Genomic DNA, 12,539 nt, shown 5'->3' on the forward strand with positions numbered 1-12,539 from the left:
GTATATAACAAAAACTTCCTGTTCTAAAATTATAAAAAAGGACATTCTCCACACTAGCGGAAAATGCCCTGAACCATTAAAACTAAGCGTGTTGGGCAGTAAATAACACACATTAAACTCTATAATAACATTTCCGCCTCTTATATGCAATATCCATCTTTTCAGTACAAAGAAATTTTCTTGGTCACATAAAGGAAACTTCCATCCGTTAGGGGTTACTGCCCGGTAATACAGGATCAACATTCTTCCTTGTTTAGTATCTACCTTTTCGCAGACGATTAATCTGGCAAATGTACGTTTTTTCATGCGAGGTCATGCACGCTTTATTTCCGCTTACTTCTTCAAAGATTCCGCCACTTCTTCAAGCTTCATCCCTCTAGATGCTTTAATCAAAACAACATCTCCTTGTTGAAGCAGGGACGATAACTCCGCAATGAGCCGTTCTTTCTCGTCAAAATGTCGAACATGCTTGCTGCCAAACAATTGTTGAGCTCCACGGGCAATTTCTCGACCTAATTCCCCATATGTGAATACATAATCAATTTTCTCTCGATTGATCATTTGTCCTACTTCATAATGGAAGTCTTTTTCCTGGTCGCCAAGTTCCAGCATATCACCAAGAACGATGAACTTTCGATCATACCCCGTCAACTCTTCGAGCAGCGAAATGGCCGCCTTCGTGGACGTTGGACTCGCATTGTACGCATCATTAATAATATCAAAACCAGTGGAAGACGGAATTAATTCCATTCGCATCGTCGTTAATTTTAATGATTTTAATCCATCTGCCATCACCGGAAAAGACAGATTAAAATAGGCTCCGACCGCAATAGCAGCTAATGCATTTTGGACATTATGCATGCCGAGAACCGGAATTTCATAGGCTACATCCGGAGCTTGTGAAATGGTAAAAAGCGTACTTTGGCGCTGTTGTTCACTTGATAATGGATAATAGTCCGCGGCCTCGCTGTTACCAAAAGTAACAGTATTAAAAGCAGAGTGAGTTAACTTCGACGTTAGAAGCGGCTCATCCCCATTGTAAATCAATACCCCTTCCTTTTTTAAACCACTCACGATTTCCAGTTTCGCTTTAGAAATCTCATCCCGGCTGCCCAAATCTTGCAAATGTGCTTCACCGATATTCGTTATAACCGCTACATCCGGCATGGCCAATTGAGAAAGTAACTCAATTTCTCCTCTGCCGCTCATTCCCATTTCTAAGATCGCAATTTCCGTATCTTCCTGTAAGCGGAGCATCGTTAGCGGCATCCCAAGATGATTATTGAAATTTCCTTCTGTTTTTAACACACGGTACGTCGTGGACAAGACCGCATGAATCATATCTTTTGTCGTCGTTTTCCCGTTGCTTCCCGTGACCCCGACAATTTTGGCCCCTACTTGTTTACAATATTCCTTCGCCAGCTGTTGAAGGGCTGTCAGCGTGTCTTCAACAAGGATGACTGGAATATCGCTTGGTACGTTCGGTTCATTTCGGTTCCACAGAACGGCCGCAGCCCCGCTGTTGACCGCTTGCTGCACAAATTCGTGCCCATTAAACTTTTCCCCTTTAATAGCGACAAATAAACTTCCCTCTTCAATCGTTCTTGTATCAATCGATACCCCCTTGATTACAAGCTCACCGTTACCTTGCAGTGTACTTTGAGGAATCATGTTTTGTACTTCTTTTATTGTACGTGTAATCATTTTTCACTCGGCTCCTTTCAACGGATATGTAGTATCACACCGTAATTGTTCAACACCGTTCGTTACAGAAAGAACCCGCCAAGAAAACCGCAACGTTACCGGATTCTGATGACGGGTCTTTTCCACAAGATGAACACACAGGTTGAACCTGTCTATTTCTTCATCCTCTATTATTACATCGTGTAACGAATTTTTTGTTTTTCTTCATGACGTTCAATAGCTAAATTCACAAGCTGTTCAATCAGTTCTGGATAAGCTACTCCCGCATGCTTCCATAAAAGAGGGAACATGCTGTAAGGGGTGAAGCCTGGCATTGTATTTACTTCGTTAATTAACAGCTTTCCTTCTTGAGTCAAGAAAAAGTCAGCGCGCACCAACCCCGCACCATCAATGGCTTTAAACGCACGAATCGCCATTTCCTTCATCTGCTCATAAGTGGAATCATCAATCTCTGCAGGAATAATTAACGCCGTATCGCCGTCTTCATATTTTGCTTTATAATCATAAAATTCTTTCTTTGGCGCAATCTCTCCTACCACAGAGCAACGCGGTTCGTCATTTCCTAACACCCCGATTTCGACCTCGCGGGCTGTCACGCCTTCTTCAATAATGATTTTACGATCAAAAGCGAACGCTTCCGTAAATGCCGCAGCGAGCTCTTCGCGATCTTTACATTTGCTGATGCCTACACTTGACCCTAAGTTAGCCGGCTTAACAAAGCAAGGGTAACCTAGCTTTTCTTCTACCTCTGTATAGGCTTGCTCTTTATTTTGCTCCCATTCACTTCGAATGAGCCATGTATAATTCACTTGAGGCAATCCTGCCTGCGCATATAAATTTTTCATAATGACTTTATCCATTCCCGCCGCAGAAGCTAAAACGCCATTCCCGACATAAGGAATGTTTAGCAACTCAAGCATACCCTGAACCGTTCCATCTTCACCGTTCGGACCATGAAGCAGAGGAAATACCACATCTACACTTTCCTGGAGGTTTGCTGCTGTACCGCTTAAAGATGTCGGTGAAGTTTCTTCTTTACGACTCAACTGAAGCTCGGCAACATGTTCCACAGGGCCTGACAACGGTTCTCCGGAAATCCATTCACCAGTTTCTGTAATATATATTGGATGTATGTCATATTTCTCTTGATCGAGTGCTCGAATAACCGAAAGGGCTGTTTGCATCGATACTTTATGTTCAGCAGATTTCCCACCATATAATAGTCCAAGTTTGATCTTCACGAGTGATCCTCCTCATAGTTCTTCATCTTTTCTATTTTATCATTTCCATCATATGTTTACGAAAAAGATTCGTTCTTCCTTCAAACAATGTGTACAGAAAATACATAAGCAACATTGTAAAGCAAAATAGGGGATTCATAAAGCGAAATTTTGCTATTGGGTTTGACTTCATCACCGCTATAAACAAAAAATCCTGTCCAGCGCATAAAAGGCTGAACAGGACCGTTTTATCCTATTTCCACAAGAGACTTTCTCCTCAAAAATGAAGGAGACCACTTCTCTCTAAATAGCCATGAGTGAGTTGTTACTTCTTGTGCATTTTAAACTCAAGAAACAATTCATTATAGTAGGCTAACATCTTTTTCCCAAGATTTTCATATACCTCTAACTTTTCCGTTAACGCCTCATCTGGATAGAATCGCTCATCTTCAGTAATTTCAGGAGGCATATATTCAAGGGCTTTCTCATTCGGAGTCGAATAGCCTACATATTCTGCATTTTGGGCCGCATTGAGTGGATCGAGCATGAAATTAATAAACATGTGGGCTCCCTCTACATTTTTAGCCGTTTTTGGAATCACCATGTTATCGAACCAAAGGTTAGAACCTTCTTCTGGAACGACATAATCCAACTTTTCATTGTCCCACATAATTTCTGCCGCATCGCCGGACCAAACAATTCCAACCGCCGCTTCTTCATTCGCTAGAAGCATTTTAATTTCGTCTCCTACAATCGCCTTAATATTAGGCGTAAGAGTGTCTAATTTCTGTTTCGCTTCCAGTAAATGCTCTTGATTCGTATCATTTAACGAGTAGGATAAGCTATTGAGCCCCATCCCCATTACTTCACGGGCCCCATCGACTAGTAGGATTTGGTTGCGTAATTCCACATCCCATAAGTCATTCCAACTGCGAATGGTTTTGCCTTCTAACATATCTGGGTTATATACAATTCCGACTGTTCCCCAAAAATACGGGATGGAATATTCGTTCCCCTCATCGAAGGACAAATTTAAAAAACGTGGATGAATGTATTTCAAATTCGGCAGTTGCGAATGATCTAATGGAATGAGCAGTTTTTCATCTTTCATTTTGCTAATGGCATATTCTGAAGGAACCGCAATATCAAAAGTCGTTCCCCCTTGCTCGATTTTTGTCATCATCGCTTCATTGGAATCAAATGTTTGATAGATTACTTTAATGCCAGTTTCTTCTTCAAATTTCTCAATTAACTCAGGATCAATGTAATCTCCCCAGTTATAAATCGTCAGCGTGTTGCCTTTTGAATATCCTTGCGCGGCATTAAGTTGGGAAATAAGATACAGCAAGGCGAAGGAAACGGCAAGAATGATAATAAATGCACGAGTCAGCTGTTTCATTTTTCCCCTCCTGTTCCGTTTGCCCTGCTATTACGCTGCGCAATAAAGTAGTAACCGAGAACGAGCAGCATCGTAAACAAGAAAATAATCGTAGACAAGGCATTAATCGTAAGTGAAATTCCTTGTCTCGCTAAAGAATAAATTTCAACCGACAATGTCGTAAAGCCATTCCCCGTCACAAAGAAGGTCACAGCAAAATCATCGAGAGAATACGTAAGCGCCATAAAAAAACCAGCAAAAATACCAGGTGTAATATACGGAAGCGTTACTTTCGATAACACATCCCATCTGCTCGCTCCGAGATCGAGCGCGGCATCAATTAATGTAGGGCTCATCTCTTGAAGTTTTGGAAGCACCATAATGACTACAATTGGAACACTAAACGCAATGTGTGAAAGAAGTACAGAGGTAAAACCAAGTTTAATTCCGGCCATAGTAAACAAAATAAGAAAAGACGCACCGATAATGACGTCCGGACTAACAATCAACACATTATTTAAGGCTAAAAGGGTACTCTTAAATGTTTGTTTCTTTGCATACACAATGGCGAGAGCTCCAAGCACCCCGATAACCGTCGAGATCACCGCCGATAAAAGGGCAATGACAAGGGTGTTCAACACGATAATTAATAAACGAGTGTCTTGAAATAACTCTTTGTACCACTCCAAGGTAAATCCTTCAAACCCATACATCGTTCCACCGCTATTAAATGAATAGTACATTAAGTAGAAAATCGGCGCATAAAGGATGAAAAAGACAATGGCTAAATAGATCGTGGAAAGTTTCGATATCTTCTTCACATTACACACCTCGCTTCCGATTGCCTGTTATGATCATAATAACGGCCATAACAATAATAAGGAATACGGCGATGGCAGAACCCATTCCCCAATCCTGCGTCACAAGGAAATGCTGTTCAATCGCTGTACCAAGCGTAATCACGCGATTCCCGGCAATTAACCTTGTAATCATAAACAACGATAAGGCAGGAATAAAGACCGCTTGAATTCCCGATTTGACACCGTCTAATGTCAACGGAAATACAACACGGTAAAATGTTGTCCACGGCGAAGCGCCCAAATCCCTTGCCGCATCAATAAACGAGGCATTTAATTTATCTAAAGAGTTGAAAATCGGTAAAATCATAAATGGAATAAAGATATAGACCGATACGAAAATAAAACTGAAATCCGTAAATAAAATTTGTTTCGTCCCAAACCCAATCGCTTCTAAAAAAGCATTGGCCGCCCCATACGTCCCAAAGATACCAAGAAACGCATACGCCTTTAACAATAAATTAATCCACGATGGCAAAATAATGAACAGCAACCAAAGCTGTTTATGCTTCGTTTTGGTCAGCAAATACGCAGCTGGATAAGCTACTAGCAATGAAAAAAGGGTAATTAAAAAGGCGTACCAAAACGAACTCAACGTCATTTGTAAATAAACGGGCGTTAAAAACTTTTGGTAGTTCTCCACCGTCCATTGTCCTTCTATATTAAAAAAGGAGTAATACAACACAAGCAGGATAGGGACGATGACAAACATCCCAAGCCATAAAACATAAGGAATCAAGTACAAATGACGTGTTCTACTCAACATGAGTCGCCCCGCCATATCCTTCAAGTCGCTTATCAAACTCTTCTTCTGTTTCTCCAAAGCGCATAACATGAATCGCTTCCGGCTCAAAATACAAGCCAATCTGCTCTCCTACTACCGCTTTCTTTGTAGAATGCACAAGCCATTCGTTCCCCAACTCATCGTAGCAGCAAATCTCGTAGTGCACACCTCGGAATAACTGAGAATCAACCCGAACTTGCAGCTTTCCTTGGTCACTTGTTGTAATTTCTAAATCTTCCGGACGGATAACAATTTCGACACTTTCATTCACGTTCAATCCTCGATCGACACATTCAAACTCTTTTCCACCAAACTCCACTAAAAAATCTTTAATCATTTTTCCAGGAACAATGTTGGATTCTCCAATAAAGTCTGCCACAAACCGATTAATCGGTTCATCATAAATGTCTGTCGGGGTTCCACTTTGCTGAATTTGCCCTTCATTTAAGACAAAAATCTCATCTGACATAGCGAGTGCTTCCTCTTGGTCATGGGTCACGAAAATAAAGGTAATGCCAAGGCGCATTTGCAGTTCACGCAATTCATATTGCATTTCCGTACGCAATTTCAAATCAAGCGCAGAAAGCGGCTCGTCCAGCAAGATTACTTCCGGCTCATTGACAATGGCTCTTGCAATAGCCACACGCTGTCGCTGTCCCCCAGACATCTCTTTAATTTCTCTTGCCTCATATCCTTCCAAGTTAACAAAACGAAGCGCCTCTTTAACTTTCGATTGAATATCCGCTTCTTTCATCTTTCGAATGCGCAAACCAAAAGCCACATTTTCAAACACATTTAAGTGCGGGAATAGAGCATAATCTTGAAATACCGTATTGACCTGACGCTTATTAGCCGGCACATCGTTAATAACTTTTCCGTTAAAGTAAATGTGTCCCTTGGATGGCTCCGTAAATCCTGCAATTAAACGAAGAATGGTTGTTTTTCCACACCCTGAAGGACCGAGCAGTGTATAAAATTTCCCTCGTTCAATTTCGAAACTCACATCATTCAATACTGTCGAATGATCATCATACTGTTTCGTAACATGTTCAAACCGAATAATTGTGTTATCTGTCATTATGACCTCCCCTTTCTTGCTAACATAATTTACTGTACCTATAAATAAGAATCTGTCACTACAAGAAGTAGCTCAGATTGCCCATCTGCATCATTGATAATTTGATGCTCATCTGACGCGTGGAAGTAAATAGCTTCTCCAGCTTTAGCATAGTAAGTATGCCGTCCAAGTTTAATTTGGATTTTTCCTTTTAATACATAAGCAAACGTTTCAGACAGCGAAGGCTCAAATTGCTTGAATTCACCTTTCGTCTCTAAAAGAAGCTTGATTGGTTCCATTTCTTTCTCATTGGATTCCGGAACAAGCCATTGAATATGATAGCCTCGCTCTTCATCGACAAAACTCGTGTGATCCTCTTCTCTGTACACCACTTTTTGTTCCCGCTCTTCCTCATTAAAGAACTCCCTCGGCGTACATCCTAATACTTCTAAAAGACTGAAAAATGTCTCAAGAGATGGTGAGCTTAAATTGCGTTCAAGCTGCGAAATGTAACCTTTGCTTAAATCAGTGCGCTCACCCAACTCTTCCTGTGTTAATCCCTTTTTTACACGTAAATTTTTAATTTTCTTCCCAATTTGCATCATGTGACCCTCAATCATGTTTAAAATAAGTAAACTTTCAATCAATAAAGTTTACTCAAACAAAACAAAAAGTTTATTTTTAAACCGTAGATTATTATACATCATTTTTTGGTAAGTTCAATTCAAAAAGTAAAAAAATCCCTTTAGATAAGGGTTATCTAAAGGGATTGTTTCTCATGAATTTATTTTAAAGGTGGATTCTCTTTTCAAAAAACTCATATCACTGAGCATTCTTTGTTTTATATACCTACACTTAAAAATTGATTTATCCGATAAATATCTTGCGCCGTTCATAGGAAAAGAGACTCATCACTATAGCTAAAATTACACATATCTGATACATAGTTGAGTATGAGAATATGTCAGCTATCGGACCCATTATGACACCACCAAGTGATACACCTAAATCAGCCGTGGCGATAAATAACCCGAGTAGCACATTACGATTCACCTTAGGTAGGACAAAACTTAAATACGTTGTTAATGTTGGGTAGAGAAACGCCTGAGCTACTCCTATTAAAATAGCACCCACATAGAAAAATACTGCCCCACCATCTATAGAATAGCTCACACATTGTACTCCCAGTGCTAAAAGAAGCATTGTCCCTATCATAAAGTTTGAGTGCCATTTGCCATCAGAAGGGATTTGTTTTCTTAACGCAAATCGAGAGATGACAACAGTTGCCGCCATAAGCATCAAGTAAATTCCAGCATTTCCACTTTTCATCTGCTCTGCATAAAGAGGGATAAAAACAGTAATTGCTCCAAATACAATCGAACCAACTAACATCAGTACACTACATTTGAATAAATGTGGATTTTTTACTAACTGGCCAAATGAATGAAACATATTTACACCCTGCTCAGCATTTTTGGTAAAAGGGGGAACCTCAGCATTATCCATTTTTGTACTATAGCCAACCACACAAGTAAATATGGCAATTGCTATCATTACAATTGCAAAGTATTCCATTCTCCCTGGCCAGATGCCTAATGCCAGTAAAGGTCCAATAATACCTGGTATATAAGAAAATAAGGAATAAAGTGAAATTCCCTGAGAACGGTCTTTCTCTGGCAGTGCATCAATAATGCCAATCTGTAAGGCCATTGAAAAGAAAGCTGTTGATACCCCTTGTAACATACGAGCAACTAGGTAGCCACCTAGTCCAGTTACCGTATATAAAATTAATGCAAAACCATTGATAATAAGAATAAGGCGTAACACTTTTATCGGTCCATGCTTTTGAATGACATGACCTGCCCATGGTCTAAAAAACATGGTTGTAAACAAATAGGCCCCCATAATCAAACCTATTGTTGTATTCGTCGCTCCCAACGCTCCCCCTTGTAGTGGGATAATCACATTCAGTATAGCGTTGGCACTAAAATAAAGAAGTACTAACAGATACAAACGTAGAAAAGGCCAGGACATAGCTCCACTCACAGTTATTTCCTCCATATATGTACAAATTCTGTTATTTTAAGCATCCGGTTAAAAAGTGATCAACGACTGTAATAATTTTCTTGCATAAACAGACTGCACATCCTTTAATTGTTCAATTCCAACTATCTCTTCAATTTGTCCATCCCTAAAAATAATGATTCTGTCGCAAATATAGCTAGCAGCCTGTATGTCATGCGTGATAAAAATGTAACTCATGTTGTAGATTTTCTTTAATTCTTTAAGTAAATCAAGAATTTGCGTTTGAACAGATATATCTAATGAACTGATTGCTTCATCTAATATGATACATTTTGCTTCAGTTGAAATGGCTCTTGCAATACAGACTCTTTGAACCTCTCCCCCTGATAACTCATGAGGATATTTATTTCGATAAGAAGCGGGTAATCCAACTTGATTTAACAGTTTTACAACCTTGTCTTTATTTTCTCCTCGACTCTTGTTCTGAATTTTCATTGATTCCAAGATTGCATCCTCAACAGTATAGAAGGGATTAATGGAAGATTTATAATCTTGAAAAACAGCACTAATGTTACCTAGTCTTACTTTTCTATCTTCTACATTTTTTCCATCCAATAAAACCCTTCCACAATCCGGCTTCTCAATCCCTAATAGCAAACGTCCTAACGTCGATTTTCCACTTCCACTTTCTCCGATAATACCAAGACATTCTCCATTTTTACATTCAAAACTAACACTCTTTAAAACGGTCTGCCTCTCTGAAGAAAACAATCCACCTTTTTTATAGGTTTTCCCAACACTATCGACCTTCAGCAACTAGTAGACCCTCCCCCATTACTTTCTTAAAATTTTCACTCAGCGCCAATCTAGTGGATACTAAGTACTTTGTGTACTCGTGTTGCGCCTCTGAGAAAATGGCTTCGGTTTTCCCTCGTTCTATAATTTTCCCATCTTTCATAACTAGGACATCATCTGAAATCTTTCTCACAACACCCAAATCATGGGAAATAAAGATCATTGAACATCCCATTCTTTCTCGCAATTTAATAAATTGGTCAACTACTTCATATTGTGAGATGGTATCAAGTGCTGTAGTCGGTTCATCCGCAATAATAATATCCGGCTCTAAGACAATGGACAATGCAATCATAACTCGTTGCAGCATCCCCCCTGATAACTGATGAGGATATTTGTTCATAATTTCTGTCGGGTCTTTCAACATGACACTTTCCATCGCACTTGTCATTCTTAGTTCTATTTCATTTCTCGTCCAATTGAAGTGTTCAGCAAGTGTTTCTCGTAAATGAACACCAACCACACAAGAGGGATCAAATGCACTCATCCCATTTTGTAAAATCATGCAGAGGTTTTTTCCCCTCTTCTTTCTCATTTCTTTTGCAGAAAGTTGGCTAATATTTTCTCCTTTAAAGAATATATCTCCTGATTGGGGAAGAGTGGACCTGTTTAATCTCATAATCGCTCTACAAGTAACTGACTTCCCACTTCCACTTTCCCCCACAATCGCAAGGCAGTTCCCTGCCTTCACATGAAATGAACTGTCGTGAATAATTTCTTCTCCTGAATTGATATCCCACACCTTTAAATTTTTGACTTCTAATATATTCATCATCTAATTAGCCACCTCTTTTTCTTGAACCTTTATTTTCGAAAGGGGGAAATTATCTTTATACTTGTTTTTTGAGCTCACTAGTTTAGGGTCTAGAACAACTTGGAGGGAATCAGATAAAAAATTGAATGCTGATACGACAATAACAATGGCTAAACCGGGAGCTAACATTAACTCTGGTCTCGTAAACATAACATCCCTTGCTTCATTTAACATCATCCCCCATTCAGCATTTGGGGCCTGAATTCCTAAGCCCAAAAATGAAAACCCTGAAATTTGCAAAATCATCGATCCAATAGAGCCACTAGAAATTACTGCGATATCAGAAAAGGTAACTGGAACAATGTGCTTACAAATTATTTTTATGTCACTACTACCTGATGCTTTGGAGAACTTCACATAATCTAATTCAGCATACTGCATGACAGAAGTTCTGATAACTCGAGCGAACCATGCCCATTTAATCAAAGCAAATGCAATCAAAATATTTTCAAGACCCACACCTAAAACTCCAATAATTGCTAGCGCCATCACGTATCCTGGAAAAGATAGCATCGTGTCACACATTCTCATGATGATGGCATCCACTTTCCCTCTAAAATAGCCAGCTAGAAAACCTAAGATAGCACCAATTAAAACCGAGATGAACAGAACCACTAATACCCATAATACACTTGGTCGAATTCCGTAGATGATTCTTGATAAAATGCATCTCCCTAGATGATCATTACCTAGTAAGTATTCCCACGAAGGTGAAGCATATCGAAGACTCATATTGACTTCATTAGGGGCAGATGGGGCAAATAATGGCGCGAAAATACCAACAATAACTGTGACAACAATGATCAATAAAGATATCGTAGCTATTTTATCTTCACTTAATTTTTTCAATATTCTCATTTTAAAAATCATTCCTTAACTTAGGATTCATCGCAGCGTTTATAATATCGGAGATAGTATTAAACAACACAAAGGCTGCTGCTACTATAAGAACGTAGGCTTGTATAACAGGAAAGTCTCGGCTTAGAATAGCTTTAACACTTAGAGTCCCTAAACCTGGCCATGCAAAAACATTTTCTATAACAACTGTACTTCCCAATATGATAGGTATGCACATACCAAATATAGAAATGGCGACCTGCAATGAATTTCTTAGTATATGCTTAGTGATCTTTAGTTCTGATAACCCAGATGCCCTTCCATATAAAACGTAATCCTCATGTAAATTGTTTAACATAGATGTTCTAACATTTCTAAAATATATACCAGCATAACTAATCGTAATGACAATAACTGGTAAAAAATAACTTTTATACGATTCCATACCACTTGTTGGTAATAAATCTAATTTAACCGATATGTACCAAATCATAATAGACGCCAACCAGTATGACGGCATTGCGGTTAAGAAAAACGAAAATCCTCTCACTGATTTATCCAATATTTTCCCTTCATTTAACGCACAAATTACACCTAATACTATTGACATCAAGATAATTGAAACCGATGAAACGAACGTTAACTTGAATGTATTCAAAAATGCCGGACCTATTAACGACCACACTGGCTTCCCATTAATATAGGAATCTCCAAAATCCAATTGCAATGTAGCATAAAGCCAGTCAAAATATTGTAAAATAAACGGCTTATCCATCCCAAGCTGCTCTTTTGTTTGTTCTAATAAATCTTCTGTTATCTCTGGGACACCTTGAGCTTGTAATACCACCTCAGCTGGATCTAAAGGAGAAAGATTAATTAACATAAAGGTCAAAAACGAAATGGTTAAAAGTAAAGGCACAGCAATTAGTATTCTCCTAATGATGTAGCTTCCCATAGATATTCTCCTTTCATTAAAGTATCAAGACTTTAAATATTTATGTTTTCTCA

General features: G+C 39.0%; 12 protein-coding genes. All 12 read right to left on the bottom strand.

The annotated features are described in order from the left end of the window. Positions 1-333: 333 nt before the first annotated feature. Entirely contained in the window at positions 334-1,704 is a 1,371-nt protein-coding gene (locus ACXAEO_RS00160; RefSeq protein WP_474876667.1) for a UDP-N-acetylmuramoyl-tripeptide--D-alanyl-D-alanine ligase, read from the bottom strand. A gap of 173 nt (positions 1,705-1,877) precedes the next feature. Next, positions 1,878-2,945 carry a D-alanine--D-alanine ligase gene (locus tag ACXAEO_RS00165; protein ID WP_474876669.1) on the bottom strand — a complete coding sequence of 356 codons (1,068 nt, stop codon included), beginning with the start codon at positions 2,943-2,945 and terminating at the stop codon, positions 1,878-1,880. Between the two features lie 304 nt (positions 2,946-3,249). Continuing rightward, positions 3,250-4,323 carry an ABC transporter substrate-binding protein gene (locus ACXAEO_RS00170; RefSeq protein WP_474876671.1) on the bottom strand — a complete coding sequence of 358 codons (1,074 nt, stop codon included), beginning with the start codon at positions 4,321-4,323 and terminating at the stop codon, positions 3,250-3,252. After that, positions 4,320-5,123: an ABC transporter permease gene (locus ACXAEO_RS00175; RefSeq protein WP_474876673.1), complete on the bottom strand. Its 804-nt coding sequence runs from the start codon at positions 5,121-5,123 to the stop codon at positions 4,320-4,322. The genes ACXAEO_RS00170 and ACXAEO_RS00175 overlap by 4 nt, the downstream gene beginning before the upstream one ends. 1 nt (position 5,124) lies before the next feature. Next, a complete protein-coding gene (locus tag ACXAEO_RS00180) occupies positions 5,125-5,925 on the bottom strand; it encodes an ABC transporter permease (RefSeq protein ID WP_474876675.1) in 801 nt (266 codons plus the stop codon). Beyond that, positions 5,915-7,021: an ABC transporter ATP-binding protein gene (locus ACXAEO_RS00185; protein ID WP_474876678.1), complete on the bottom strand. Its 1,107-nt coding sequence runs from the start codon at positions 7,019-7,021 to the stop codon at positions 5,915-5,917. Before ACXAEO_RS00185 ends, ACXAEO_RS00180 begins: the two co-directional genes overlap by 11 nt. A gap of 38 nt (positions 7,022-7,059) precedes the next feature. After that, entirely contained in the window at positions 7,060-7,602 is a 543-nt protein-coding gene (locus ACXAEO_RS00190; protein ID WP_474876868.1) for a helix-turn-helix domain-containing protein, read from the bottom strand. Positions 7,603-7,867: 265 nt separating this feature from the next. Beyond that, positions 7,868-9,046 carry a staphylopine family metallophore export MFS transporter CntE gene (cntE, locus tag ACXAEO_RS00195; RefSeq protein WP_474876680.1) on the bottom strand — a complete coding sequence of 393 codons (1,179 nt, stop codon included), beginning with the start codon at positions 9,044-9,046 and terminating at the stop codon, positions 7,868-7,870. 48 nt (positions 9,047-9,094) lie between these two features. Further along, on the bottom strand, positions 9,095-9,841 hold the full coding sequence (locus ACXAEO_RS00200; RefSeq protein ID WP_474876683.1) for an ABC transporter ATP-binding protein: 747 nt from the start codon (positions 9,839-9,841) through the stop codon (positions 9,095-9,097). Then, positions 9,825-10,652 (bottom strand): staphylopine uptake ABC transporter ATP-binding protein CntD, encoded by an 828-nt coding sequence (cntD, locus tag ACXAEO_RS00205; RefSeq protein WP_474876870.1) that lies wholly within the window; start codon positions 10,650-10,652, stop codon positions 9,825-9,827. The genes ACXAEO_RS00200 and cntD overlap by 17 nt, the downstream gene beginning before the upstream one ends. A gap of 3 nt (positions 10,653-10,655) precedes the next feature. After that, positions 10,656-11,552, bottom strand: coding sequence for a staphylopine uptake ABC transporter permease subunit CntC (gene cntC, locus ACXAEO_RS00210; RefSeq protein ID WP_474876685.1), 897 nt, complete (start codon positions 11,550-11,552; stop codon positions 10,656-10,658). Position 11,553: 1 nt separating this feature from the next. Beyond that, complete coding sequence (gene opp1B, locus ACXAEO_RS00215; protein WP_474876688.1) at positions 11,554-12,486, bottom strand: nickel/cobalt ABC transporter permease; 933 nt, start codon at positions 12,484-12,486, stop codon at positions 11,554-11,556. Positions 12,487-12,539 lie beyond the last annotated feature (53 nt).

This window comes from Bacillus sp. ABA4_010 (genome assembly GCF_056159105.1).